The organism is Streptomyces sp. NPDC058796, assembly GCF_042745235.1.
Lineage (GTDB): Bacteria > Actinomycetota > Actinomycetes > Streptomycetales > Streptomycetaceae > Streptomyces.
This window is the reverse complement of the sequence record NZ_JBHYOP010000013.1, coordinates 74,326-97,842: the sequence shown is the minus strand read 5'-3', so window position 1 is coordinate 97,842 and position 23,517 is coordinate 74,326. Positions and strand designations below refer to the sequence as shown.

Sequence of the window (23,517 nt, the reverse complement as noted above, 5' to 3'; positions counted from 1 at the left end):
CGTGGATCGCCGTGCGGGGTGAAACTTTCCTGTCAGAGGCGGGGCCTGTCAATGGGGCGTGCGGAGCCGACGAGCCGTCGGACCCGCCCGGCAGAGGGCCGGGCGGGCCGCGGGCCGGTGCGGCTCAGCGTTCGCGCACCCGGACGACGCGCAGGTCCGGCGACGACCGGATGTCGCGCTCGCAGAACCGGGACGTCACCCACCGCTCGCCGGAGAACAGCCGGGTCTGGTCGGCGTGGTGCGGCGAGGCGGGATCGGACGACTGGGAGTAGGTCAGCAGCGTACGGGCCACCGGGCACCGGCTCCCGTCCCAGCCGACGGCCTGGACGTAACTGGAGCCGGTGGTCACCTCCGTGTAACCCCCGCCGGCCGGGTCCCAGACCGGCTCGATCTTGTTCCAGACGCCCAGCGACTCCGTGCCCCCGCCCACGGCGATGCGCTTGCCGCCGCGTACCACGAACTGATGCTCACCGAGCCGGGCGTCGAGCGGGATGCCCGCCGCCCGCAGCTCGCCGACCGCGTCCGCGAGGGCGGTGGCGAAGCCCGGCGCGCCGGTGTTCAGCGTGTGCGGGGTGCCGACCGGGTCCGTGGGCGAGAACGGCACCTTCCACAGCTGTCCGGCGGGCACCGTCTTCGTGAGCGCCCGCCAGAACCGGTCGAAGAGCAGCGCGCCCCTGCTTCCGGTGTCGACCGTGCGGTCCCAGTCCGCGAGCACCTCACAGGCCTCCCGGACGTCCACGGACCTGCCGTCGGCGTCCGTCGCCGTGCCGCCGGGCAGGGCGGCGCAGGCCCGCGCCGCGTCGGCCGCGGCCAGGTCGCCGGCGGGCACCCGGTCGGCGAACTGCTGCCGCTGCAGGTCCTGCACGGTCAGCCCGCCCCGGGCGGCCATGGCCGCCACATCCTCGATCGCGCCCCGGGTGCGCATCGACCGCTGGGTCCCCACCGTGCCGAAGACCCGCTCGTAACCGGTCAGCGGCCGGTCCGCGTTGGCGAGCCAGGCGCTGTCGTTGGAGTTCTCCGCGTACGGCGCGTCCTTCAGCGTCGGCATCCGCGAGGGCCCGAATATCCCGGGCTGCACGGCGTCCCGGTCCCGGCCCGGCGCGCACTCGCCGCGCGACCCGTCCAGCACCGCGAGCCCCGAGGCCGGGTAGGTCACCTTGCCGAGCGCCGTCGAACAGCGGTCGGCCAGCTCGTCGGTGACGCGGGGGAGCACCTGCGACTGGGTGAACAGCGTGTGGCCGCGTGAGTCGGCCGCGATGGTGTTCACCCACGGCAGGCCCTGCGTGCGGCGCAGGGAGTCCAGCACATCGTCCGTGCCCCGGGCCCGGCTGAAGCCGAGCGCGGTGTCGGCGGCGCGCAGGTTGGCGGCGTTCGGGTCGTTCAACGCGTACGCCGTGCCCGACGTCCAGGGCAGCGGCAGCGAGGCGCCGAGCGAGGTCACCACCGGGCCGTACCGGGTCCACCACTGGGTCTTCGTCACCGGGGCGCCGTTCCTCACCGGGACGGTGACGGACCGTTTCGTCATCCGTTCGCGGCGCCCGTCGACCAGGTACACCGTCGGGTCGGCCGGATCCAGCGTGAGCTGGTGGAGGTTGAGGGTGACGCCGGTGGCCACCGTGTGGCTCCAGGCGACGTGCGCGTTGTGGCCTATGGAGATCGTCGCTGAGCCGAGCAGGGAGCCGCCCGCCACGTTCAGCCGCCCGGGGATCGTCTGCTGCGACTGCCAGAAGCGGCGCCCGCCGTGCCACGGGTAGTGCGGGTTGCCGAGCAGCAGCCCGCGCCCGTTCGCGGTGGTGCGTCCGCTGAAGGCGACGGCGTTGGAGCCCATGTCGGCGTCGTCGGTGGCGAAGAGCTCCCGGGCGGCGGCCGCGATCGCGTCGGCGCCGGGGTCAGGCGCGGGGGCCGTGCTGCCACCCGGCGGCCGCGCGGCCGTGATGCCGTCCACGGCACGGCCCTGCCCGCCGAGCACGGAGAGGGCGAAACCGCGCACGGCCACGTCCAGGGCGGTCACCGGCCGCACCCAGGCGGCGTCCCGGCACGCCGGGTCGGTGATCCGGTTCTGCTCCAGCCAGGCGTTGTACCCCGCCGCGAAGCCCCGCATCAGCTCCTTCGACTCCCGGCTGGGACCGCGCGGCGCCGGTTCGGCGAGCAGCCTCTCCACGGTGCCGGCCCGGCGTACGCCCCGGAAGTACAGGTCGCTGGAGAGGTTGGTGCCGGCCGAGGAGAGCGAGAGGTCGGACACCGCGTCGGCGCCGAAGTGCCGGGAGCGCTCGCCGCGTACGGTCACGAAACCGTCGGCGAGCGTGCACACCTGGTCCGCGGCCTGCGCCCAGCCCGTGCCGAAGCCGAGGTTCGCGTAGTCCTTGGCGACGATGTGCGGGATGCCGTACTCGGTGTAGCGGATGACGGCGGACAGCCCGCCGTGGGACGGACGTTCGGGCCGGCCGCGGGCGGGTCCGTCGGCGGCGGCCGCGGGCAGTGCGGTCGCCGCGGTCAGCAGCGCGGCGGCCACGGCGACGAGCCGTCTGGAGCGTGTGCGCATCGTGCCTCCCTGCGTCTTCGGGGGAAGGAGCGGCTGAGCGTACCAGTCGGTATGTGCACGTGTCAGTTGCATGACACAGGGCGTCGCGGCGGGGATTCCCGCACCGCGCACACGGCTTGACCCGCCCCGCCGACCGGCCGAGGATCGGGCCATGACGCTGACGCCCGGACACGGCAGCACGGTCGACGGGGTGCTGCGGCGCAGTGCCCGGCGCACGCCGGCCCGCGTCGCGGTGGAGTACCGCGACCGCGCCTGGACGTACGACGAACTCGACACCGCGGTCTCCCGCGCGGCGAGCGTCCTGCTGGCCGGGGGACTGTCCCCCGGCGACCGGGTCGGCGCCTACGGGCACAATTCCGACGCCTACCTGATCGCCTTCCTGGCCTGCGCCCGCGCGGGCCTGGTGCACGTCCCGGTCAACCAGAACCTGACCGGCGACGACCTCGCCTACATCGTCGGCCAGTCCGGCAGCACACTCGTCCTCACCGACCCGGACCTCGCCGCCCGGCTCCCCGAGGGCGTGCGCACCCTGCCCCTGCGCGAGGCCGACGACTCGCTCCTCGCCCGGCTGCCCGAGGCACCCGCGTACGACGGGCCCGAGCCGGGCGCCGAAGACCTGGTGCAGCTGCTCTACACCTCGGGCACCACCGCCCTGCCCAAGGGCGCGATGATGACCCACCGGGCGCTGGTGCACGAGTACCTGAGCGCCATCACCGCCCTCGACCTCCGCGCCGGCGACCGCCCCGTGCACGCCCTGCCGCTCTACCACTCGGCGCAGATGCACGTCTTCCTGCTGCCCTACCTCGCCGTCGGCGCCACCAACACCGTCCTCGACGCACCCGACGGCGACCGCCTCCTCGACCTGATCGAAGCCGGCCGCGCCGACAGCCTCTTCGCCCCGCCCACGGTGTGGATCGGCCTCGCGAACCGCGCCGACTTCGCCACCCGCGACCTCGGCGGCCTGCGCAAGGCCTACTACGGCGCGTCGATCATGCCCGTGCCCGTCCTGGAGCGGCTGCGCGCACGCCTGCCGGACCTGGCCTTCTACAACTGCTTCGGCCAGAGCGAGATCGGCCCCCTCGCCACCGTCCTCGGCCCGGACGAGCACGAGGGCCGGATGGACTCCTGCGGCCGGCCCGTCCTGTTCGTCGACGCGCGGATCGCCGACGAGGACGGCAAGGACGTCCCCGACGGCACCCCCGGCGAAGTCGTCTACCGCTCCCCGCAGCTGTGCCAGGGATACTGGGACAAACCCGAGGAGACCGAAGCCGCCTTCCGCGACGGCTGGTTCCGCTCCGGCGACCTCGCCGTCCGGGACGCGGACGGCTACTTCACGATCGTCGACCGCGTGAAGGACGTCATCAACTCCGGCGGCGTGCTGGTCGCCTCCCGCCAGGTCGAGGACGTCCTCTACACCCACGAGGCGGTCGCCGAGGCCGCCGTGATCGGCCTGCCCGACGAGCGGTGGATCGAGGCGGTCACCGCGGTCGTCGTCGTGCGCGGCGAGGTGACGGAGGACGACTTGATCGCCCACGCCCGCGAGAAACTCGCCCCGTTCAAGGCGCCCAAGCGGGTGCGCTTCGTGGACGCGCTGCCGCGCAACGCCAGCGGGAAGATCCTGAAGCGGGAGCTGCGGGACCGGTTCGCCGGGTCCTGACCCTTCGAAAGGCTTCCCACGTGGCCTGTCGGCGGTCCGGGCCGATCGCTAGGCTGACCGCGGACGACGACACCGGGAGGAGCACGGACGTGGCCGAGAGCACCACCCACCAGCGCCCGCTCATGGGCTGGGACAAGCCGGAACTGGACCTCACCGACGCGCAGTGGCAGTCCAGCAGCCGAGGCCTGGGGGATGTCCAGATCGCCTTCGTCGAGGGGTTCATCGCCATGCGCAACAGCGGCAGCCCGGAAAGCCCCTCCCTGATCTTCACGCCCGCGGAATGGGGCGCGTTCGTGTCGGGGGCACGGGACGGGGAGTTCGACCTCACCTGAGCCGCCGGGGCTGGGCCGACCGGCCGAACCGGGGTGTCCCGCCCGCCCCCCGGGGGAAGGCGGTCTTGCGGAGGTGAGGCACCCATGAGCACCCTGCCGGTCATCGCGGCGGTCGACGGATCGGACGACAGCCTGCGCGCCCTGGACTGGGCGCTGGAGGCCGCCCACCGGCGCGAGGCAAGCCTGCGGGTGGTGCACGTACGCCAGTACGCCGTCTGGGCCCAGACCGACGTCCTGGTCGCGGGCCCCCCGGACACCGGCGACAACCCCGTGCTCGACCAGGCCCGCGCCCACCTGGAGGGGCGGGCCTACGCGGTCTCCACGGAGTACCTCGGCGTGGAGGGCGTGCCGGCCGCCGCGCTGCCCGAACTGGGAGCCGACGCCCAGTTGCTCGTACTCGGCTCCCGGGGCCGCGGCGGCTTCGCCAGCCTGCTGCTCGGCTCCAACGGGATGGCCGCGGCCCGCGACGCCGACTGCCCCGTCGTCGTGGTGCCCCGCCCCGGGCGCGAGGCCCACGGCGAGGCGCCGGACGAGCCCGGCCCCCGCGTGGTCGTCGGCCTGCACGTGGACAGCCCCGACGACGCCACCCTGTCCTTCGCCTTCACCGAGGCGGCCCTGCTCGGCGCCCGCCTCCAGGTGATCGCCGCCTACCCGTGGCCGGTGCAGACCTGGGCCGCGGCGGGCCAGATCATGCCCCCGGTGATCGACGAGGTCTCGATCGAGAGCGAGACCCGGGTGCTCGCCGACGGCTTCCTCGCCCCCTACCGGGAACGCCACCCCGACGTCCGGGCCGAAGCGCACGTCGTGCCCGGCGACGCCGCAGGCCACCTCGTCGCCGCCTCCCGCGACGCCGCCCTGGTCGTCGTCGGCCGCCACCGCCGGCGCCTGCTGGCCCCCGCCCGCATGATGGGTTCGGTCACCCACGCCGTCCTGCTGCACGCGGTGTCCCCGATCGCGGTCGTACCACCGGCTCCGCCGGACGAGGGCTGAGACAGACGGGGCGCGAACCGGTGCGGGACCGACGGTCCGGGCGGGACGGGCCGGACGGGCCGCCGTCGGCTCAGTGCCTCGCCGCGCACGTGGGGGGCCGCCCGCCTCCCGCATGGCCGCCGGGCGCGTCGTGGCTGCCCCGAAGGGAGCCAGGGCGGGTTGCCGGTGCCCGCCGCTGTGCGGTCGGTGGTGCCCGCGCGGGCGAGGTGTGTGCCGGACCGCCCCGGGTCGGGCCCGTCCTGTTGTGCCCGGCCCCGAAGGGTGAGGGCGGCACCCCGCGCCCGACGTGGTCCGGTCGGCGATGTCCGCGTAGGCGGAGTGCGGCGGACCGCCCGGGACGGGCTTGTCCTGTTGTCGCGGCCGCGCGCCGAGAGCCGGGCGTATCCGGTCGTCGGCCGGGACGCGGCCGGCGGGGCTCGCGTCACGAGGCCGGACGCACCCCGGCCGACGGGTACCAGGCGTGCCTATCATCGGCCCCATGCAGGACTCGACCGGCACGGACACCCGGATCTCCCTCGACCTCGCGCTGACCGTCCGGCACGACGGACACGGCGGGGTCGCCGACGACCTGGCCGACCTCGCCGGGCTCGCCGCGTGGGTCCGCGCCCACCCCGGCATCGTGCCGGACGCCGAAAGGTACCGCGCCGACGAGCCGGCCCTGGCCGCCGTCCGCGCGGTGCGCGCCGCGGCGCGTGCCCTTTTCGCCCGCGCCGTGCGCCCCGGTGAACCGAGTCCCGCGGACGCCGCCCGGCTGCTGCCCGTCCCCGACGCCCTGCGGTGCCTGAACCAGGCGGCCGCGCGCACACCCAGCGTCCCCGTGCTGGACTGGGCGGACACCGGCCCCGCCGAGCCGGCCTTGCGCAGGGAGCCCGCCGGCGGACGGCCGGACGACCTCGCCGCGCTGCTCGCCCACGCCGTGATCGGCTTCCTCGCCGGTCCCGACCGGCACCGGCTGCGGGCCTGCCACGCACCCCGCTGCGTGCGCTACTTCCTCAAGGAGCACCCGCGCCAGGAATGGTGCAAGCCGTCCTGCGGCAACCGCGCCCGCGTCGCCCGCCACCACGAACGGCACAAGCGGACCGCGTAGCCCGACGGGCACCCGCCCGCACGCCGTTCGGAGGGCGAGGCCACGTACCATGGCGGCATGTCGTTCCTCCGCCGCCGCAGCGCCACGCCCGCCGGGCCCGACTTCGACGTACTGGCCATGGACCCGGGTGACTGGCCCGGCAATCTGGGCGCCGGCCTGCTGCCCGCGCCCGACGGCAGCTGCCAGGGTGTCTTCCTGCGCTACGACCTGTTCGGCGGCCGCGGCCCCGCGATGATCATCGGCAACCTGCCGGAGGGCTCCCCGGCCCGCGAGGTCCCCGAGGGCGAGATCCCCTTCGAGGTGGCCCAGCTGCTGCTGGCCCTGGAGAACGACGAGGAGGTGACGGTCGCCGGCGCCGAGGACGTCCCGGTGATGCAGGGCGACAACCTGCTCATCGTGCGCCGGCTCAAGCTCTCCGAGAGCCGGATCTCCTGCGTGCAGTTCGACCGCAGCGACGGCGTCCTGGTGACCATCGCCGCCTGGGACCGCCCCATCACCGACGACCTGTACACCCTGCTGAAGCCGCTCCCGGCGGAGCTTTTCCAGCAGGGCTGAGCCGGGCCGCTACCGCACGGTCGAGAGCGTGACGTCGGCGGCGCGCACGTACCCGACCCGGTGGCCGTACTGGATCTGGTAGTACACGTCCTGCCCGGTCACCACCCGGTGGGAGGCCTCGTCGAAGGTCACCGCGTAGTAGTACTCCCCGGCCACCCGCTCACCCACCACGTACCGCTGGCCCGCGAGCACCCGGTACGGCAGGGGCGACACGGCCTGGGCGGGCACGCCCGCCGGGTAGGCCGCCTTCTCCGGGTACGCCCGCCCGTACACGGGGACGCTGTCCAACCCCTTCCTCGGGGTGACCACCCGGCCGGAGGCGGGGACCGCCGCCGGATTCCTCCCCGGGTTGCGGAACCACGCCTTCTGCCCCAGGTACCAGATCGCCGTCCAGTCGCCCCACCGGTCGGCCACCGCGTACTGCTGCCCCGTGGACACCCGTGACGACAGGTCGTTCACCCCGGTCGTCGGGGCGGTGCCCAGGCCGACGTCCCTGATCAGGGGCGCGTTCACGTCGTGGTCCGAGTACAGCCGGACCGCACTGGAACCGTGCACCGCGCAGGGCTCGCCCCTCGTCTCGCAGCCGGTGTACTCCGGGCGGTTGGCGGCGTAGCCGGGGCGGATCGTCACCAGACCGGACCTCTTGCCGGCGGTCGGCTCGAAGGGGCGGCCGAGCAGCTTGAAGTAGTGCCGCCAGTCCCAGTACGGGCCGGGATCGGTGTGCATGCCCGGGATCGTCGCCGTGGTGGTGCCCGGTACGTTGTCGTGGCCGAGGATGTGCTGCCGGTCCAGCGGGATGTCGTACTTCCTCGCCAGGTACTTCACCAGCCGCGCCGACGACCGGTACATCGCCTCCGTGTACCAGGCGTCCGGCTCCGCGAGGAAGCCCTCGTGCTCCAGGCCGATCGACTTGGCGTTGACGTACCAGTTCCCCGCGTGCCACGCCACGTCCTTCGCCTTCACGTGCTGGGCGATGTGGCCGTCGGTGGAGCGCAGGGTGTAGTTCCAGGAGACGTAGGCGGGGTCCTGGACCAGGTTGAGGACGCCGTTCCAGGTGCCCTCCGTGTCGTGCACGACGATGTACCGGACGCGCTGCGAGGCGGGCCGGTTCCCCAGGTCGTGGTTGCCGTAGTCGCCGTCCCCGAACTCCTCGTAGGGTGCCGGGACCCACTCGCAGGAGACCGACCGCGGGCACTCGGTGCCGGCGGACCTCGCGGCCCGCAGACCCGCGTCGTCCAGCTGGGACACGTCGGGTGCCACGTCGGGGCGGGCGGCCAGGGCGACCCGCTGCCCGGCGTCCGTGGTCCGCCGCTCGCCCGCGCGGATCACCTCGAACACGTCGTCCGCGTACGCCGCCGCGGTCGCCGAGTCCTCGGCGCCCGAGAAGCGGGCCACCGCCCCGTACCAGTCGGCCGGGTCCGCGCTCAGCGGCTCGCCCAGGTCCCGCTGGGCGGCCGCCAGCAGCGCGGCACCGCCCGACACGTTCGCGGCCGGGTCGCTGCGCAGGGCCTCGGGGCTCAGACCGGTCAGCTCGGCCGCCCTCGGCAAGGTGGTGAGCCGCGCCGGCAGGTCGGCGGGCGGGGCGGTCGTCGGCGCGGGGCGCAGCGGGGCGCGGGCGTCGTCGCCGCGCGGGTCCTCGGTGCCCTCGCCGTGGTGCGACGCCGCGGCCAGTGCCGTGCGCGCGTCGGTGAGGTGCAGCGGTCCGTAGCCGCCGGTCACGCTCGGCGCGCCGCCGTGCGCGTCCCAGCGGGACTGGAGGTAGGAGACGCCCAGCAGGACGCTCTGCGGCACGTGGTACTCGGCCGCCGCGTCGGCGAACGCCCGCTGCAGGCGGTCCGGGGCGGGCGGAGCGTCCGGGGGCCGGGCGGCGGAGGGTGCGGCGCCGAGCAGCGGCAGCAGCAGGGCCGCGGTGGCCAGGGCGGGCACGACGGGCGATCTGCGCAAAGCGGCCTCCTGTGACGGTCGGGCGTGGCGGGGCGTGAGCGACGGAGGTGCGGGGCCGGGCGTGGGTCAGTGGTACCCGGCGGTCAGACGATCCGTCAATCATGCCGCCACGGCGGCGGTTTCCCACGTCAGCAGGGGGTCGGGCGAGTTTCGGAACGGCGGCTCACGGGCCTGCGCGGCGTCAGTGGCGTACACCAATGGGCAACGCCGGGACTCCGGGCACACGAAATCCGCGGTGCTCCCTCCCCGGAGGGCGCACCGCGGACCGTCGGCCCGTTCCTCAGCGAGTGCCGACCGCCGCGCGCACGGCCCTGCGGGCCATCTGGCAGTCGTCGTGCAGCCGGCGCAGCAGCAGCCGCTGCTCCTCGCCGGAGGGCACGGCGCCCGGCTGCGCGGGCACGGGCTGTGCCGGGACCGCGTCCTGCATCGAGCGCTGCACGGCCGTCTCGTAGGTACGGATCTCCCGGGTGAGCACCAGCATCAGGTTCACCAGGAAGGCGTCCCGCGCGGCGGTGCCGCCCGACTGGGCGATCTGGCTGATCTGCCTGCGGGCCGCCGGGGCGTCGCCGAGGACCGCCCACAGGGTCGCCAGGTCGTAGCCGGGCAGGTACCAGCCCGCGTGCTCCCAGTCCACCAGCACCGGACCGGCCGGTGACATGAGGATGTTGGACAGCAGCGCGTCACCGTGGCAGAACTGGCCCATGCCCTGGCGGCCGCTCGCGTGAGCGATGCCGTGCAGCAGTTTCTGCAGGTCGCCCAGGTCCCGGTCGGTAAGCAGCCCCAGCTCGTGGTACCGGGAGATCCGGGCCGCGTAGTCCAGCGGGGCGTCGAAGGTGCCGGCCGGGGGCCGCCAGGCGTTGAGCCGGCAGACCGCGCCCAGCGCCGCCCTGATGTCCGCCCGGGGCGGAGCCTCCAGCGGGTGCCGCTGCAGCGCCGCCACCCGTCCGGGCATCCGCTCGATCACCAGCGTGCAGTTGTCCGGGTCCGCGGCGATCAGCCTCGGCACCCGCACCGGGGGGCGGTGCCGGACGAACGAGCGGTATGCCCCTATCTCGTGCCGGATGCGCTCCGCCCACGCGGGGGAGTGGTCCAGTAAACACTTGGCGACCGCGGTGCTGCGCCCGGTCGTACCGACGAGGAGCACGGACCGCCCGGTGCGGCGCAGCACCTGCACCGGGGAGAACTCCGGGCAGATCCGGTGCACGGAGGCGATCGCCGTGCGCAACTGGGTGCCCTGCGGGCCGGAGAGGTCGATTCTTCCGCTGAGCGGCTGGGTGCCGGGGCCCGCGCCGCGCCGCGCCCTGCCCGCCCCGGGCACCGGGGCCGCCGGACGCGCGGGGGCGAGGTAGGGGCCGCCGCCCGCCGCCGGGCGGGGGTGCAGTGAGCGCTGCGGGGCGGACACGGAGGACGATGCTGCGTACATGGGCGAGACAGATCCCTTCGTGTGCCTGCTGTGCCTGCCTGAAGAGCCGCGCCGGCCCCGCGAGGAGCAGGCGTCTCTTCCGAAAGCCGTCGCGCTGCCCGCCCGGCCGCCCGGAGCCACCCTGGGGAGTGACCCCCGCGGCGACCGGTCGGGGTGGCGCATTCCTACCTGACACCCCGCCGCCCGTGGCACACCATCTGGCGCACCCTGGCGAACGGTGGCGAATAGTCGCCCGGCAACCCGCACGGGGCTACTGTCAACTCAGCCGAGAACCTGGGGGCTTGACGTGAGCAAAGAACCCAACACCCGTCTGTCGGACCTGTTCGGCCTGGCCGGCTGGTCCAAGGGCGAGCTCGCGAGGCTGGTCAACCGGCAGGCGGCGGCCATGGGCCATCCGCAGCTGGCGACCGACACCTCGCGGGTGCGGCGGTGGATCGACATGGGGGAGATCCCGCGTGATCCGGTGCCGCGGGTGCTGGCGGTTCTGTTCACCGAGCGTCTCGGCCGTGTCGTGACCATCGAGGACCTCGGTCTGGTCCGGCACGGGCGCGCGGGGAAACGGCAGGGCGGCGGGAGCGAGGAACATCCCGACGGAGTGCCGTGGGCGCCCGAGCGGACCGCGGCGGTCCTCACCGAATTCACGGGAATGGACCTCATGCTCAACCGACGCGGCTTGGTGGGCGCGGGCGCCGCGCTCGCCGCGGGCTCCGCACTCAGCAGCGCCATGCACGACTGGCTCCACACCGACCCGGCCCTGGCGGCCGACGCTCCCGACCTGCACCAGCCCCTGCACGCCGACCCCGCCGGGTTCGACCGATACGAGGCCGCCCCCATCGGGTCGCAGGAGGTGGAGGAACTGGAGCGCTCGGTCGAAGTGTTCCGCGCCTGGGACGCCGCCCGCGGCGGCGGCCTCCAGCGCAAGGCCGTGGTGGGCCAGCTCAACGAGGTGGGCGGCATGCTCGCCTACCACCACCCACCCCACCTCCAGCGGCGCCTGTGGGGCGTCGCCGCCAACCTCGCCGTCCTCGCGGGCTGGATGTCGCACGACGTCGGCCTGGAACCCACGGCCCAGAAGTACTTCGTCATCGCCGCCCACGCCGCGCGCGAGGGCGGTGACCGGCCCCGGGCCGGCGAGGCGCTCTCCCGGGCGGCCCGCCAGATGGTGCACCTGGGCCGGCCCGACGAGGCGATGGACCTGATGAAGCTCGCCCAGTCGGGCTCCGGCGAGCAGGTGCTGCCGCGCACCAAGGCCATGCTCTACACGATCGAGGCCTGGGCGCAGGCGTCCATGGGCAAGGGCCAGGCGATGCGCCGCACCCTGGGCCGGGCCGAAGACCTCTTCGTCTCCGACAAGGCGGACGTGCCGCCGCCGGACTGGATGCAGACGTTCAAGGAGGAGGACCTGTACGGCATGCAGGCCCTGGCCTACCGGACCCTCGCCGAGTTCGAGCCGGGGGCCGCCGCGCACGCCCAGCACTACGCGGACAAGGCCCTGGCCCTCAGGGTGGACGGCCGGCAGCGGTCGAAGATCTTCGACTACCTGTCGATGGCTTCCGCCTGCTTCATCGCCGACGACCCCGAACAGGCGGACCGGTACGCGCGCCTGGCCCTGGTGTCGATGGGGTCCAACTCCTCCCAGCGGACCTGGGACCGGCTGCGGCAGATGTACCGGCTCACCGCGCAGTACGCCGGCTACCCGAAGATCCAGGAACTGCGCGAGGAGATCGAACTGGCGCTGCCCAAGGGGAAGACGTCCAAGGGCAGGGGGAGCGGCGGCAGGACGGCCCAGGCGTAGCGCACGGCGCCTCCGCTTCGGCGCGCGGCGCTCCTACTTCGGCGCCACCCGGGCCACCAGCACGCAGGCGTCCTCCCGGTGCAGGGACTGGCCGATCTCCTCCGACACGATGTGCAGGACGTCCTGCGCCGAGTGGGCTCCGGTCAGCCGGGGGGCCAGGGCGAGGAGGCGTCGCCGACCCGCCGGGACGAGTCCGCCGGTGTGCAGCAGCAACAGGTCACCGGCTTCAAGGGTGGTCTCGGCCTGCCAGGCCGGCGCGCACCCCGTCCCGTCGCGGAACAGCAGCGGGGCGGGGCCGTCGGCGTGCGCCCACGTCAGGGTGCGGCTGTCGGGCCGGTAGCCGCAGTACACGGCGCCGCGCACGGGCGGCAGAGCGGTGGACCGCAGCGACCGGGCGAGCCGGTCCGGAAGTCCGGCGGGCCGGACGCCCGCCGTCGCCAGGCCGCGCAGCGCGCCGATCACCATCGCCGGACCCTGTGCCTGGTCGGCGTCGGAGCAGGGGAGTTCGCCGGCGCTCAGCAGGGTTTCGTCACCGGCGAGCGGACAGGCGTCGTACCAGACGCCGCACCGGGGCGTGTCGGCCGCGGCGGGCAGGTACCCGGCCGCCAGGTCCAGGCCCGGCCGTCCCTGGTCCGGGAACCGCAGGAGGCCGTGCCAGGGCGGCGGCACGGCTTCCCGCGGTTCGACCGCGGCCCCTTGCCCGGTGTCCGCGGCCGGCGGACGGTGCCGGAACGAGTCACGGGTCTCGCTCACGGCCCGCTGGCTGCGGCGCAGTTCGCTGACGTCCCGCAGTACCGCCCACATCGAGGCGGTGCTGCCGTCGGCGTCGAGCACGGGCTCGCCCATCATGTGCACGGTCCGTACGGTGCCGTCGGGGCGCACGACGCGGAACTCCCCGTCGATGGGCCGGCCGTCGACGAGGCAGCCCGTGACCATCGCGGTCAGTTTCGGCCGGTCCTCGGTGAGGACCAGGGACGGGAACTCGTCGAGGCTGAGGGGGAGGGCGGCGGGGTCGCGGCCGAGGATCCGGAAGAGCTCCCCGGACCACTCGGCCTCGTCCGTCAGCAGGTTCCACTCCGCGCTGCCGACCCTGCTGAGCAGCGAACCCGGGCGCGGTGCGGGGGCCGGGCCGTCCCGCAACTGCGCCAAGTGCTCGTCGAGGTCGCTGAGCTGGTGCAGTGCCAGGTCGTACAGAGCGCGCTGCCAGCGTCCTCGCGGGTCCGTTCCGTCGCCCTGACTGTCCCGCCGTACGGCGTCCACGTCGCCCTTGAGCCGCCGCGCCTGCGATATGAGCGCCTCGACCGAGCCGCGTCCCGGTGGCTGGGCGGCTGGGTGGTCCGCGGAGAGATGGGACGACATGACGCACTCCGATGTGCAGACGGTACGAACCAGGGCGGGACCGAGGCCGGCGGAAGGGCCGCTACGACTGTGGCACAGCCCGCGGGGCCCCGTAAGGGATTCGGCAAGACACGATACGGTGGTGCTTCCGGCATATGCCACAGTCTTCCCGGAGTGACTTCGGCGCCCGGAGGGCGTACGCGCCCTCGTCGTCAAGTCGTAGGCTTCCTACGGGACTTGACGGGTGTGCGCGCTCGCCGGAGTCGTCGCCCGGGTGTTCGGCGGACCTCTGTTCTACGGCGCGTCGTACAGTGCGGGCCGAGGCGCCAGACCGACGGGCGTGCGCGCCCCCTTCTCCAGCGCCCGTACGCCCGCTTCGGCGACCGCGGACGCCGCGTACCCGTCCCAGGCGCTCGGGCCGGTGACCCGTCCCCGCCGGGTGGCGTCGACCCAGTCCCGCACCTCGCGGTCGTAGGCGTCCGCGAACCGCACGAGGTAGTCCTGCGGCACTTCCTCACGGGCACCGCCCGCCGCCGTCACCACCATGGTGCGCGCGTCCCCGATCCGGGCGCTGCCCGCCTCGCAGACGGCCTCGCACCGGACCTCGTAGCCGAAGCCGCAGTTGACGAAGATCTCCACGTCGACCAGGGCGCCCCCCTCGGTCTCGAAGAGCACCAACTGGGGGTCGAGCAGCCCCTCGGGCGCCCCCGCCGACGGACGCGGCCTCAGGACGCTCACCGCGGTCAGCTCCTGCCCGAGCAGCCAGCGGGCCGCGTCGATCTCGTGCGAGACGGAACTGGTGACCAGCATGTCGGAGGTGAAGTGCGGCGGGGAGGACACGTTGCGGTGGACGCAGTGCAGCATCAGCGGCCGGCCCAGCCGCCCGTCGTCCAGCAGCGACTTCAGCTGCCGGTACTCCGCGTCGTAGCGCCGCATGAACCCGATCTGCGCCAGCCTGCGGCCCAGTCGCGCCTCCGCCTCCACCACGCGCAGCGCGCCCGCGGAGTCCGGCACCATCGGCTTCTCGCACAGCACCGGCAGCCCTCTCGCGAAGGCGGCCAGCAGAGCCTCCTCGTGCGCCTCGCCGGGTGAGGCGATCAGCACGGCCTCCACACCCGGCGCGTCCAGCGCGGCCTCCACGTCCGTGTGCACGACGACCCCGCCGATCCCGGCGGCGACCGCCTTGGCCCGTTCGGCGTCGGGGTCCACGACGGCGGCGACCCTGGCGCCGCTCACCACCCGGTCGAGGCGCCGTACGTGGTCGGCGCCCATGTGTCCCGCGCCCAGCACCGCCACACCCAGAAGTTCGCTCACGCTCCGCCGGCTCCTTCCCCGTCCGCGGCGCACCCGCGGAGGGCGGGTACGTGTACCGCGAACAGGGTTTCACGGTCGTCAAGGGGGGCGGACCGCCGGACGCGGCGCCGGCGTCAGTACCGCAGTACGCCCGCGATGCCCTCCGCCTCGCCGAGCGCCCCGTCGGGGACGAAGCGGACCTCGGCGCCGGTCTCCAGGCACTGCTCGACGATCTCGTCCACGATGTCCTCGCGGGCGTCGAGGTCGCCGTCGTACGCCGGGAGCAGGTGTTCGCCGTCCTCGCGCATCGTCACCTTGAAGTTCTCCTCGACGGCCAGCAGCCGGACCCGGCCGGTGTGCGCGCTCTCCCACAGCTCGTCGACGCCGGCCGCGAAGTCCTTGCGCCCCCGGGCGGCGTCCAGTTCCCTGGCGACGGCCTCGACGGAGCCACGCGCCTCGTCGTCGAGGACGGGCGCCACCGCCTGCCACACGGCGTCGGCCGTGCCGTGCGCCAGGCCCCCGTGCGGTACGAGCACCGCGTCCCGCACGGTGTTCCCGGTCTCCTCCAGCACGGACAGCGCGGGCTGCGGGCCGGTGACGTACAGCGGCCGGGGGTGCGCGCGCAGGACCCGGCCCATCTCGGTGTCGGCGTCGCGCAGGAACCGGCGGGTGGTCTCGTCCCGGAAGGTGCTCGGCGAGTCGCCGATCCGTTCCATGCGTTCGGGGTCGAAGTCCAGCGGCGGGCGGTCCATGGGGAAGCCGCCGGTGCGGTCCTCGACGACCCTTCCCGCCCCGCCGCTCCACAGAGTGACCCGGTCGGCGGCGACCGACAGCACCCAGAACGGCCGCTCGGCGGCCTGCGCGGCGACGAGGTTGCGGGTCAGGAAGGTGTCCGAGAGGACGACACGCTCCGGGACGGAACGGGCGAGGGTCCAGACCTGGTGCTCACCCGGCGCGGCGAAGATCGCCAGGCCGTCCTCGGTGTGCGACAGGTCGACCTCCGCCAGGGCGCGGTCGAGTTCCCGGGAGACCTCCATGCGACGCTCACGGGTCACCGCCGGGTCGTCCTGCAACTGTTTCTTGGCCTCGGCGACGGCGTTGCGCAGCCGGACGGGGTCGCCGGCGTTGTCCGGCTCGCGGCGGTGCGTCGGCGTCAGCACGGACACGGCCGGGTAGGGACGGGGTCGCCGCAGTTCGGCGAGGGCGGCGGGACTCAGATCGTGCTCCATGTCAGCACGATATGCCGGACGGACGTGTCGGGCATTCGGAGCAATCCATCTCATTCGTCCCGGCCGCGGGAGGCCTCGCCGCCGCAGGAGCTGCCGTCGGGCGGCAGGGATCCGTACAGCAGGAAGTCGTCGACCTTGCGGTGGACGCACTCGGAGGACGCGTAGCCCGTGTGCCCCTCGCCCTTGTTGTCGAGGACCACGGCCGAGGGCCCGAGCCGCTCCGCGGTCTCCTCGGTCCAGCGGTAGGGAGTGGCCGGGTCCCCCCGGGTGCCGACGAGGAGCATCTTCGCGGTGTCGAGGTCCTTCACGTCCTCACGGATGTAGTCGGTGCCCTTGGGGCGGCCGTGGCACATCAGTACCTGGGTGAGCCGGTAGCGGCCGAAGACCGGCGAGGCCTCCTCGTACCGGGCGCGCAGCCGGCCCAGCGACTCGGCGACCTGGCCGGCGGAGGGCCGGTCGGGGTCGTCCGCGCAGTTGATCGCCATCAGGGCGGCCGGCAGGTTGTCCATCGGGACGTCCTCCGGGTCGGTGAGGCCGGCACCGGCCTTCTCCCCGTTCCCGGCACGCGCCCGCCCACGGACCGGGAAGGTCACGCCGCCGGACACGAAAGCCTGCAGGCCGCTGGTGTCGCCGCCCTCCATCAACTGTGCGAGCGCCCGCTCCAGCGACGGCCACAGCTCCTTGCTGTAGAGGGCCTGACCCATGGCGCCCACCAGGTCCTGACCGGAGAACGGCTCACCGAAGGCCGTCGGTACCGGGTCCGAGTCGAGCGACGCGATGACCTGCTCGACCAGGCGCCGGGCCTGCCGCGCGTCCTGCCCGAACGGACAGGCGATGTCCTCCACGCACCAGTCGAGGAAGTTCTCCAGCGCCGTCTGCTGCCCTCGCGCTCCGGCCAGTCCCTGCTCGGTCAGCGGTTCCGTCAGGGTGTCCACGCCGTCCAGGACCATCCGCCCGACCTTGTCCGGGAACCTGGCGGCGTAGACCGCGCCCAGCCGGGTGCCGTAGGAGAAGCCGAGGTAGTTGAGCCGGTCGTCGCCGAGCGCCTGGCGCATCACGTCCATGTCACGCGCGGCTTCGACCGTGCCTATGTGGGGAAGCACCGGGCCGGAGTGCTTCGCGCACTCGGCCGCCGCGTCCCGCAGCCGCCGCAGCACGTCCCGCGGATCGGTGATCTTCTCGTCCCCGTCCGTCGCCTCGATGATGTCGACGGTGGCCGGGCCGCAGGTGACCGGTGAGGACCGGCCGACGCCGCGGGGGTCGAAGGCGACCACGTCATAGCCGTTGGTCAGGTGCATGAAGTCCTTGCCGCCGCCGACGAGTTCGTCGACGCCGGAGCCACCGGGCCCGCCGAAGTTGAGCAGCACCGAGCCGCGCTTGTCGCCGGTCGCCCGGTAGCGGGCGAGGGCGAGGTCGAGCGTCCCGCCCTTGGGCCGGTCGTAGTCGAGCGGGACGGTGACCTTCCCGCACTGCAGGTCCTCCGGCGCCTCCATGTCCTCGCACGCCGACCACTTGACCTTCTGGTCGTAGAACCGGGACAGGTCCGGCCCGGTGTCCCCCGCGGTCGCGGCGGGCAGCCCCGCGACCAGCAGGGCCAGCCCGAGCGCGCCGGTGACCGCGCAGTGCCGGACCGAGGTCCGGGACTCCAGCTTGGCCAGCATCGATGCCTCCCGGGCGCCCCGTCGCGGACCGGTGCTCGGCGCCCTCGCTCACCATAAGCGGGCCCCGGACGGCTCGCCTCCGGGCGGCGGAGCCGCCCGTTCGGGGCGCCACCGCGGGCCTACGGCGCTTTGCCGCCAGTTCGACAAAACGGTCACTCGATGGGGTGAAAGGCCTATGAGCCATAACTCGGATGGTGCGTCCGCGGTTTAACCGGTGCGGGTGAGTGCCCGTGACCAAGTCTGGAAGGCAGGGAAACTCATGAGAAGGGTTACCCGAAACGGTGTGCTCGCCGTCGCGGCCTCCGGGGCGCTGGCCGTGACGATGCCGGCGTACGCCGCGTTCGCGTCCGACGGCGCCGCCGCGGACGGCTCCGCGGCAGGCTCGCCGGGGCTGATCTCGGGCAACACCGTCCAGCTCCCGGTGGACGTCCCGGTGAACGTGTGCGGCAACACGGTGAACGTGGTGGGGCTCCTCAACCCGGCCGCGGGCAACAGCTGCGCCAACACCGGGGCGGACGGTACGGCGGACAAGGGCAAGGAACCCTCCGAGGGGACCGGCGCGTCGGGAGGCGCGGCCGCCGAGGGCGGTGCGCAGGACTCCCCGGGCGTGCTCTCCGGCAACGGCGTCCAGCTGCCGGTACACCTCCCGGTGAACGTCAGCGGCAACAGCGTCAACGTCGTCGGCATCGGCAACCCGGCCGTCGGCAACGAATCGACGAACGGTCCCGGTGACGAGTCCGAGCCCGCCGAGCCCCCCGCGCGGCCGGAGCCCGAGCCGTCGGCGCCCGAGGAGGAGCGCGCCCAGCCGAAGCCGTCCCCGCACGTCGCGGCCCCGTCGCAGGGGTCGGTGTCCCTGGCCCACACCGGTGCGGACCAGACCGTGCCCGCCCTCGCGGGCGGTGCCGCGCTCGTGCTGGGCGGCGTCGTCCTCTACCGGCGGTTCCGGCCGGACGCCCGAACCTGACACACGGCGGCCGGCCGTCCCGGGGCCCGCACACGCGGCCGTCGGGGCGCCCCGCTCCCGCCGGACCCGTGTGCGCCGAACGCGGCCCCACGGAACGGCACACCCCGGCGGGACAGCGAGCCACCGGCCGGGGCCCGACGCCCGGGGCCGACCGAGGAAGCCGGGAACCGGCGGGGCGCCACAGAACCGGCAAGGGAGCCGACTGGGGCCACGGGTCCCGGCCGGACGGCGAGCCGACGCCCTGGCGGCGCACCCGACTGGAGCAGGACACCTGGGCCGGGGCCCGCGCGCCGGGCCCCGACGGCCCCTGAGCTTCCGCCGCCGCTCAGGCCCGTCCCGTGTGGAACCGGCGGTGCAGCGCGTGGACCTCCTCGGTCAGTTCCGGTACCGGGCCGTCCACCGCCACCCCGGGCGCCACCTCCCGCACCGCCAACGTCCGCACCGGTGGTGCGGGGACGCCCAGCTCGGTCAGCCAGCCCCCGAGCTGCTCCGACGAGGCGACGTACACGATGCGCCCCAGGCCGACCCACGCGTGGGCGGCGGCGCACATCGGGCAGTGCTCGCCGGACGTGTACACCGTGGCCGCGGCCCGCTCCTCGGGGGTGAGGTGGGCGGCGGACCAGCGCGCCAGCTCGAACTCGGGGTGGCGGGTGCGGTCGCCGGAGGCCACGTGGTTGCGGTCCTCGGCCAGTAGCTCGCCGTCCCCGCCGACCAGTACCGACCCGAACGGCTCGTCACCCGCCGCCAGCGCCTCCGCCGCCAGCTCCACGCAGCGACGCAGGTACGGCAGTTCGGCGTCCTTCACAACCATGGGCCCGGCCCTCCTCGGCGATGTGATCCTCACGGGCAGCCTATGCCGGCCTTCTCTTGCTACGGCCGATCGCTAGAGTTACAGTCTCTAACAAGAGCTACCGCCTCTTGCGGTCCGCTCTCGCAGACATACCGGAGAAGCCGAGAGAAGGGGACCGCCATGTCCGCCGCCACACCGCAGTCGCACACCCCGCACACCGTCCTCGGTTCGGGACCCGCCGGCACCGAACTCGCCCGTGAGCTCGTGCGCCGGGGCCACCGCGTCCGGCTCGTCGACCGGAAGGGCGAGGGTCCCGCGATCGAGGGCGTCGAGCGGTTCGCCGCCGACGTGAGCACGGCCGAGGGGGCGCGGGCCGCGATAGGGGAAGCCGCCGTGGTGCACCACTGCGTCAATGTCGGCTATCACCTCCAGACCGAGGTGATGCCGCGCGTCCAGGAGGCCGTCCTCGCCGCCGTCGAGGTGACCGGGGCCCGGCTCGTCGTGCTCGACACCCTCTACCCGTACGGCGAGACCGGGGGAGCGGTGATGACCGAGGGCAGCCCCTGGCTGGCGACCAGCCGCAAGGGCCGGATGCGCGCCGAGCTCGACGAGCGCTATCTGTCCGCGCACCGGACCGGGCGGGCCCGCGTCGCCCTCGGCCGCAGCGCCGACTTCGTCGGTCCCGGAGTGCTCAACTCGTCCCTCGGTGCCGCCGTCTTCCCGGGCGCCCTGACGGGAGGCGAGGTGCTGGGCCTCGGCGACATCGGTCTGCGGCACAGCTACACCGACATCCGGGACGTCGCGGCCGGCCTCGCCACGCTCGGTGAGCGGCCCGAGGGCGACGGCCGCGTGTGGCACCTGCCCACCGTGCCCGCCGTCAGTACGCGTGAGATCCACATGATGATCGAGAAGCGTGTGGGCCGGCCGTTGAACGTCGTGGTGCTGTCCGAACCCCGCCCCTTCGGCCCGTTCGACGAACTGTTCATGGCCGAGTACGCGGAGATGTTCTACCAGCACACGGAGCCGCAGATCATGGACTCCACCGCCTTCGAGCGGACCTTCGGCACGGCTCCCACGCCGCTCACGGACACCGTGGACGCCACCGTGAGCTGGTACGAGGAGTGGCTCGCCGGCCGGTGACGGCGGCCCGGAGGCAGGTGGCCCGCTCGCTCAGCGCCGGGTGCGGGCCCTCGACCGGTCCAGCGCGGCCACGCCGAGCGCGGCGAGACCGATCTGGATGAGCCACTCGACCCAGTCGACGCCGTCCGTGTCGGCCACGCCGAAGGCCGCCGCGACCCACGATCCGATCAGCGCGGCCACGATGCCGACGAGGATCGTCCAGAGGATCCCGATGCGCTGACGGCCCGGGACCACGAGCCGGCCCAGCACGCCGATGACGATGCCGATGATGATGGCACTGATGATGCCGCCGATTTCCATCTCCGCCCCTTCATGTCAAGACCCCCGCAGTAGGGCGTGTGCCCGTTGCGGGCGCGACTAGTCCGCGGGACCGGTCGGCAGGGGCGTGCGAGGGCCGGCCCGCTCCCGCGGGCCGGCCCTCGGTGTTCCTCCCTCGTGTTCAGGGCCTGCGCATGCTCTTCGCCGCCGTGGCGGCGCACACCGTCCCCAGGGCCAGGGTCAGAGCGCCGATGATGATGTTGTTCCAGATGACGCCGGCGTCCGGGTCGGTGCCGACGATCCACGGCGAGATGATCATCCAGATCCCCATCGCGCACATCGCACCGCTGAGGCCGTACATGCGTTCCGGAGCGCGGGTGAACCCCAGGGCCAGCAGGCCGATGGCGATTCCTATGATCAGGTTGTGGGCCACGAGTGCGGGCTGACTGGTGGTGAAGTGGACTATCCACGGGGACACGGCGCAGTACAGGCCGAGCAGGAACACCGGCCCGTCCACGAGTGCCACATCGCGGCCGCCGAGCATGCGTGCGTAACGCTCCTGCATTTCCGGGGCGTCGGGGTGACTGGAGATGTCACCTCGGGAGTGCGAGACGTTGGCCATGATTCGTCTCCTTCGACTGACCGGGCCGTCGGTGCGGTTTCGGTAGCGCCGCACGCGTCCATTCTGCTCTTATTTTTCCCTTATGTGTAGTCGGGGAGCGGTCCGCGGATGGGGCGGTGCGCGGGCTGGACATGTCCACGCGGATCGCGGGCAGGCGAGCGTCGAGAGGCTCCGGGACACAGCGACAGCGGAGGTGGCCGCCGCCATGGGTGCGAAGGTGTTGGAACGGTTTCCCGCGGGTTCCCCGCGCGGGTCGTGGCCGGCGGAGGAGTACGCCGCGCGCCGGCGTGCCCAGGGCGAGCCCGCGACCGTCGTCATGGACCTGAAGTCGGACGCCTTCCTGGTGGTCGTGCCGGGCCGCGAGGAGAAGTGAACGCGTCCCGGTGACGGAATCGCGTGGGTGCGGCACGGGAATGTATTTCGGTACCTGAAATGTTGGCAACTACATCCATACTGTCAACGTCTTCCACCGCCAGCGAGGCACCCGTGAACCACCCCGCCCCCGAGCAGCCCGCCGACGCCGTCGCCCGGCTGCGTGCCACCTTCCGCACCGGCCGTACGAAGCCCGTCGAGTGGCGCACCGGCCAGCTGCGCCGGCTGCGCGCCCTGCTCACGGAGAACGGCCCGGACCTGGAGGCGGCCCTCCACACCGACCTCGGCAAGAGCGCCGCCGAGGCCCAGCGCACGGAGACCGGCTTCACCGTCCGCGAGATCGACCACACCCTCGACCACCTGGCCGACTGGCTGCGCGCCGAGCCCGCCCCGGTCCCGGCCCACCTCGGCGCCGACGCCACCGCCTGGACGCAGTACGACCCCCTCGGCGTCGTCCTCGTCATCGCGCCCTGGAACTACCCGGCCCAGTTGCTGCTCGCCCCGGTCGTCGGCGCGCTGGCCGCCGGCAACGCGGTGGTCGCCAAGCCCAGCGAGCTGGCCCCGGCGACCTCCGCCGCACTGGCCCGCCTGCTGCCGCGGTACCTGGACACCGACGCGGTGACCGTCGTCGAGGGCGGCGTCCCGGAGACCACGGCCCTGCTCGCCGAGCGCTTCGACCGCATCTTCTACACCGGCAACGGCACGGTCGGCCGCATCGTCATGCGCGCCGCCGCCGAGCACCTCACCCCGGTCACCCTCGAACTCGGCGGCAAGTCCCCGGCGTTCGTCGACCGCGACGCCGATCTCGGCACCGTCGCCGCACGGCTGGCCGCCGGCAAGTTCCTCAACGCGGGCCAGACCTGTGTGGCCCCCGACTACGTGCTGACCGACCCCGAGACCGCCGCCGCCCTGGAGCCGGCGCTGGTCCGTGCCGTCGAGGCGCTGTACGGGAGCGACCCGGCGCGGTCCTCGGAGTACGCGCGGATCGTCAACGAGCGTCACTTCGACCGGCTGTCCGGCCTGCTGGACTCGGGTCGGGTGGTCGTCGGCGGCGGCAGCGACCGCTCGCGGAAGTACATCGCGCCGACCGTACTCGCCGACGTCGCGCCCGACGCGCCGGTGATGCGGGAGGAGATCTTCGGCCCGGTCCTGCCGATCGTCACCGTGTCCGGGCTCGACGAGGCGATCGATTTCGTCAACGACCGCGACAAGCCGCTGGCCCTCTACGTCTTCAGCGAGTCCGACGAGACGCGCGAGCGGTTCGCCGCCGAGACCTCCTCCGGCGGCCTCGGCCACGGGCTGCCGCTGGCCCATCTCACCGTCTCCGACCTGCCGTTCGGCGGTGTGGGGGAGAGCGGCACGGGCAGCTACCACGGGCGGTACTCCATCGAGACCTTCAGCCACCGCAAGGCGGTCCTGAAGAAGCCGCTGGGCTGACCGGCCCGACGACTCGCGTTCAACCCGGCCCGGAACCGGCCGGGTTGAACTGGTCTACACCCTTGACTGGTACAGACCAACACGGTTG

Annotated in this window: 20 protein-coding genes; 10 read left to right on the top strand and 10 right to left on the bottom strand. The window is 73.7% G+C overall.

The genetic code is table 11. The features are described from left to right. Nucleotides 1-124 precede the first annotated feature (124 nt). A complete protein-coding gene (locus ACFW47_RS29290) occupies nt 125-2,542 on the bottom strand; it encodes a penicillin acylase family protein (protein ID WP_386307600.1) in 2,418 nt (805 codons plus the stop codon). Between the two features lie 151 nt (nt 2,543-2,693). Between ACFW47_RS29290 and ACFW47_RS29285 the strand changes: the two genes are divergently transcribed. The 5 genes from ACFW47_RS29285 to ACFW47_RS29265 all read left to right on the top strand — a co-directional run bounded on the left by ACFW47_RS29285 (nt 2,694) and on the right by ACFW47_RS29265 (nt 7,163). Further along, the gene (locus ACFW47_RS29285; protein ID WP_386307599.1) at nt 2,694-4,199 is read left to right on the top strand and encodes an acyl-CoA synthetase; all 1,506 of its coding nucleotides are present in this window, start codon (nt 2,694-2,696) and stop codon (nt 4,197-4,199) included. Between the two features lie 89 nt (nt 4,200-4,288). Beyond that, nucleotides 4,289-4,531 carry a DUF397 domain-containing protein gene (locus ACFW47_RS29280; RefSeq protein WP_386307598.1) on the top strand — a complete coding sequence of 81 codons (243 nt, stop codon included), beginning with the start codon at nt 4,289-4,291 and terminating at the stop codon, nt 4,529-4,531. Nucleotides 4,532-4,615: 84 nt separating this feature from the next. Then, nucleotides 4,616-5,521, top strand: coding sequence for a universal stress protein (locus ACFW47_RS29275; protein WP_386307596.1), 906 nt, complete (start codon nt 4,616-4,618; stop codon nt 5,519-5,521). Between the two features lie 478 nt (nt 5,522-5,999). Beyond that, nucleotides 6,000-6,608 (top strand): CGNR zinc finger domain-containing protein, encoded by a 609-nt coding sequence (locus tag ACFW47_RS29270; protein WP_386286426.1) that lies wholly within the window; start codon nt 6,000-6,002, stop codon nt 6,606-6,608. 57 nt (nt 6,609-6,665) lie between these two features. Beyond that, entirely contained in the window at nt 6,666-7,163 is a 498-nt protein-coding gene (locus tag ACFW47_RS29265) for a hypothetical protein (protein WP_386286425.1), read from the top strand. A gap of 9 nt (nt 7,164-7,172) precedes the next feature. Here the strand turns inward: ACFW47_RS29265 and ACFW47_RS29260 are convergent, their stop codons facing one another. Further along, nucleotides 7,173-9,107 carry an N-acetylmuramoyl-L-alanine amidase gene (locus ACFW47_RS29260; protein ID WP_386307595.1) on the bottom strand — a complete coding sequence of 645 codons (1,935 nt, stop codon included), beginning with the start codon at nt 9,105-9,107 and terminating at the stop codon, nt 7,173-7,175. A 280-nt stretch (nt 9,108-9,387) separates the two neighbouring features. After that, nucleotides 9,388-10,530, bottom strand: a complete 1,143-nt coding sequence (locus ACFW47_RS29255) for an aminoglycoside phosphotransferase family protein (RefSeq protein WP_386307594.1) — start codon at nt 10,528-10,530, stop codon at nt 9,388-9,390. A gap of 286 nt (nt 10,531-10,816) precedes the next feature. Here ACFW47_RS29255 and ACFW47_RS29250 point away from each other — a divergent pair, with 286 nt between their 5' ends. After that, nucleotides 10,817-12,325 (top strand): hypothetical protein, encoded by a 1,509-nt coding sequence (locus tag ACFW47_RS29250; RefSeq protein ID WP_386286422.1) that lies wholly within the window; start codon nt 10,817-10,819, stop codon nt 12,323-12,325. Nucleotides 12,326-12,358: 33 nt separating this feature from the next. Here the strand turns inward: ACFW47_RS29250 and ACFW47_RS29245 are convergent, their stop codons facing one another. The 4 genes from ACFW47_RS29245 to ACFW47_RS29230 all read right to left on the bottom strand — a co-directional run bounded on the left by ACFW47_RS29245 (nt 12,359) and on the right by ACFW47_RS29230 (nt 17,846). Next, entirely contained in the window at nt 12,359-13,684 is a 1,326-nt protein-coding gene (locus ACFW47_RS29245; protein WP_386307592.1) for a PAS domain-containing protein, read from the bottom strand. Between the two features lie 273 nt (nt 13,685-13,957). After that, the gene (locus tag ACFW47_RS29240; RefSeq protein ID WP_386286420.1) at nt 13,958-14,977 is read right to left on the bottom strand and encodes a Gfo/Idh/MocA family protein; all 1,020 of its coding nucleotides are present in this window, start codon (nt 14,975-14,977) and stop codon (nt 13,958-13,960) included. Between the two features lie 113 nt (nt 14,978-15,090). Continuing rightward, on the bottom strand, nt 15,091-16,185 hold the full coding sequence (locus ACFW47_RS29235) for a chemotaxis protein (RefSeq protein ID WP_386307590.1): 1,095 nt from the start codon (nt 16,183-16,185) through the stop codon (nt 15,091-15,093). Between the two features lie 50 nt (nt 16,186-16,235). Then, entirely contained in the window at nt 16,236-17,846 is a 1,611-nt protein-coding gene (locus ACFW47_RS29230; RefSeq protein WP_386286418.1) for an alpha/beta hydrolase, read from the bottom strand. Nucleotides 17,847-18,105: 259 nt separating this feature from the next. Between ACFW47_RS29230 and ACFW47_RS29225 the strand changes: the two genes are divergently transcribed. After that, nucleotides 18,106-18,810, top strand: a complete 705-nt coding sequence (locus tag ACFW47_RS29225; RefSeq protein ID WP_386286417.1) for a chaplin — start codon at nt 18,106-18,108, stop codon at nt 18,808-18,810. Between the two features lie 325 nt (nt 18,811-19,135). On the opposite strand, the gene ACFW47_RS29220 is transcribed toward ACFW47_RS29225, so the two are convergent. Next, on the bottom strand, nt 19,136-19,621 hold the full coding sequence (locus ACFW47_RS29220) for a nucleoside deaminase (RefSeq protein WP_386307588.1): 486 nt from the start codon (nt 19,619-19,621) through the stop codon (nt 19,136-19,138). A 159-nt stretch (nt 19,622-19,780) separates the two neighbouring features. Here ACFW47_RS29220 and ACFW47_RS29215 point away from each other — a divergent pair, with 159 nt between their 5' ends. After that, the gene (locus ACFW47_RS29215; protein ID WP_386307586.1) at nt 19,781-20,740 is read left to right on the top strand and encodes an NAD-dependent epimerase/dehydratase family protein; all 960 of its coding nucleotides are present in this window, start codon (nt 19,781-19,783) and stop codon (nt 20,738-20,740) included. Between the two features lie 30 nt (nt 20,741-20,770). Here the strand turns inward: ACFW47_RS29215 and ACFW47_RS29210 are convergent, their stop codons facing one another. Further along, nucleotides 20,771-21,040: a GlsB/YeaQ/YmgE family stress response membrane protein gene (locus ACFW47_RS29210; protein ID WP_386286414.1), complete on the bottom strand. Its 270-nt coding sequence runs from the start codon at nt 21,038-21,040 to the stop codon at nt 20,771-20,773. A gap of 139 nt (nt 21,041-21,179) precedes the next feature. Beyond that, on the bottom strand, nt 21,180-21,620 hold the full coding sequence (locus ACFW47_RS29205) for an SPW repeat protein (RefSeq protein ID WP_386286413.1): 441 nt from the start codon (nt 21,618-21,620) through the stop codon (nt 21,180-21,182). A 205-nt stretch (nt 21,621-21,825) separates the two neighbouring features. On the opposite strand from ACFW47_RS29205, the gene ACFW47_RS29200 reads away from it, so the two are divergent. Together ACFW47_RS29200 and ACFW47_RS29195 are read left to right on the top strand one after the other, a co-directional pair. Continuing rightward, a complete protein-coding gene (locus ACFW47_RS29200) occupies nt 21,826-21,993 on the top strand; it encodes a hypothetical protein (protein ID WP_272590025.1) in 168 nt (55 codons plus the stop codon). Between the two features lie 113 nt (nt 21,994-22,106). Further along, entirely contained in the window at nt 22,107-23,429 is a 1,323-nt protein-coding gene (locus ACFW47_RS29195; protein ID WP_386307585.1) for an aldehyde dehydrogenase family protein, read from the top strand. The last annotated feature ends 88 nt before the right edge of the window (nt 23,430-23,517 follow it).

Coding starts and splice junctions, on each gene's coding strand:
- ACFW47_RS29290 (WP_386307600.1), bottom strand. CDS start 2,542: ATGCGCACACGCTCCAGACGGCTCGTCGCCGTGGCCGCCGCGCTGCTG.
- ACFW47_RS29285 (WP_386307599.1), top strand. CDS start 2,694: ATGACGCTGACGCCCGGACACGGCAGCACGGTCGACGGGGTGCTGCGG.
- ACFW47_RS29275 (WP_386307596.1), top strand. CDS start 4,616: ATGAGCACCCTGCCGGTCATCGCGGCGGTCGACGGATCGGACGACAGC.
- ACFW47_RS29270 (WP_386286426.1), top strand. CDS start 6,000: ATGCAGGACTCGACCGGCACGGACACCCGGATCTCCCTCGACCTCGCG.
- ACFW47_RS29265 (WP_386286425.1), top strand. CDS start 6,666: ATGTCGTTCCTCCGCCGCCGCAGCGCCACGCCCGCCGGGCCCGACTTC.
- ACFW47_RS29255 (WP_386307594.1), bottom strand. CDS start 10,530: ATGTACGCAGCATCGTCCTCCGTGTCCGCCCCGCAGCGCTCACTGCAC.
- ACFW47_RS29245 (WP_386307592.1), bottom strand. CDS start 13,684: ATGTCGTCCCATCTCTCCGCGGACCACCCAGCCGCCCAGCCACCGGGA.
- ACFW47_RS29235 (WP_386307590.1), bottom strand. CDS start 16,185: ATGGAGCACGATCTGAGTCCCGCCGCCCTCGCCGAACTGCGGCGACCC.
- ACFW47_RS29230 (WP_386286418.1), bottom strand. CDS start 17,846: ATGCTGGCCAAGCTGGAGTCCCGGACCTCGGTCCGGCACTGCGCGGTC.
- ACFW47_RS29225 (WP_386286417.1), top strand. CDS start 18,106: ATGAGAAGGGTTACCCGAAACGGTGTGCTCGCCGTCGCGGCCTCCGGG.
- ACFW47_RS29220 (WP_386307588.1), bottom strand. CDS start 19,621: ATGGTTGTGAAGGACGCCGAACTGCCGTACCTGCGTCGCTGCGTGGAG.
- ACFW47_RS29215 (WP_386307586.1), top strand. CDS start 19,781: ATGTCCGCCGCCACACCGCAGTCGCACACCCCGCACACCGTCCTCGGT.
- ACFW47_RS29210 (WP_386286414.1), bottom strand. CDS start 21,040: ATGGAAATCGGCGGCATCATCAGTGCCATCATCATCGGCATCGTCATC.
- ACFW47_RS29205 (WP_386286413.1), bottom strand. CDS start 21,620: ATGGCCAACGTCTCGCACTCCCGAGGTGACATCTCCAGTCACCCCGAC.
- ACFW47_RS29200 (WP_272590025.1), top strand. CDS start 21,826: ATGGGTGCGAAGGTGTTGGAACGGTTTCCCGCGGGTTCCCCGCGCGGG.